Consider the following 1,404-nt stretch of genomic DNA (forward strand, 5'->3'; position numbering starts at 1 on the left):
TGAACCGACCCCAAAAAGTTGGACAGGTTAAAGTTAGGATAAAATTGAGTTATGGGTCCGGTATTGAACCGGGCTCATTCCGTTTAAACGCAGTTTTATCCGTCTGTTATTGTAATAGTCGATGTAGTTTCTAAGCTCCCTTTTAAATTGGGTCATATCCTTGAAGATGTTCGGGTAAAGCAGTTCCGACTTCATTATTCCAAAGAAGTTCTCCATCATTGCGTTGTCTAGGCAGTTGCCTTTGCGGCTCATGCTTTGGATGATGCCATGCTGCTTGAGAGACAACTGGTAGTTATAATGCTGATAATGCCAGCCTTGATCGGAGTGGAGTATTAGACCGTCCCTTATCTTCCTTGCTTTATAAGCCTTGTTCAACATGCTGATGACCATCTTAAGGTCTGGGTGGTCGGATATCGTATAACACACTATCTCGCCATTGTACATGTCCAATATGGGCGACAGATAACATTTCTCCCCGCCGACATTTATTTCAGTTACATCCGTAGTCCATTTTTGGTTGGGCGCAGTCGTCGTGAAGTTTCTGTTCACTATGTTTTTTGCAACCTTGCCTATTTCCCCCTTGTAGGAGTGGTAGTGGCGACGTTCGCGAACATTCTGCAGGTGTTCTTCCTTCATGATTCTGTACACAGTCTTGTGGTTGATTCTGTAGCCCTCGTTCTTCAACTGGGAACTGATTCGGTTGTAGCCGTAACGGCCCTTGTGCTCTGCATGGATTGCCTTTATCCGTCCGCGTTCCTTGGCGTAGCGGTCGGGCTTTTCACGCAGATGGTAATAGTATGTTGAACGGGATAGTCCGCTTGCCTTCAGGAGATGCTTGAGAGCGTGTTCATCGCTCAGTTCGTGGACGACCTGGGCCCTATACCGAACATCTCGGCACTTTCTTCCTGGTCTAGGGCCTTTAGTTTTTTTAGGTATGCGTTCTCCGCTTTCAGGTACTCGTTTTCTTCCCTGAGACGCTCGAGCTCGCCGGCTTCCGCACGTATTTGCTTCTTTTGGGGCATCCTTGGACAGCTCCTTTGGGGCCTCTTATCCCGCAGATTCTTGTAGCCGCCTTGCCTAAACCTGTTTAACCAGTCTTTTATGGCGGAACGGCTTATATCATACTTGGCACAAACCAAGACACAAGATAGCGATTTTTTCACCACGTCATTTACTGCAGCGCATCTTACTTTGAAGTCTACGGGGTGTCCTATGCGTGGTTCTGTCTGGAACTTGCCGGTCAGATCGTACATCCGGCAACGATGTTTGACTTCACGTTCCGATATGCCGACTAGTCGGGCGACAGCCCTGGGCATCATACCTTCTTTGTGCAGGTCTAGGACCCTCTGCCATTCCTCTTCTGTGTGTATTTTTGTCATGCAAACCTCTAAAGTTGTGTCCAAC

The 1,404-nt window shown here is 47.6% G+C and carries 2 protein-coding genes; both read right to left on the bottom strand.

The window, feature by feature from the left end:
• Nucleotides 1-33: 33 nt before the first annotated feature.
• Entirely contained in the window at nt 34-936 is a 903-nt protein-coding gene (locus BUA40_RS14675) for an IS3 family transposase (RefSeq protein WP_369827644.1), read from the bottom strand.
• The coding region (locus tag BUA40_RS14165) for a helix-turn-helix domain-containing protein (RefSeq protein ID WP_218588203.1) at nt 855-1,404 on the bottom strand (550 nt) is incomplete at its 5' end. The genes BUA40_RS14675 and BUA40_RS14165, both read right to left, overlap by 82 nt.

This window comes from Fibrobacter sp. UWT2 (assembly GCF_900142545.1).
Lineage (GTDB): Bacteria > Fibrobacterota > Fibrobacteria > Fibrobacterales > Fibrobacteraceae > Fibrobacter.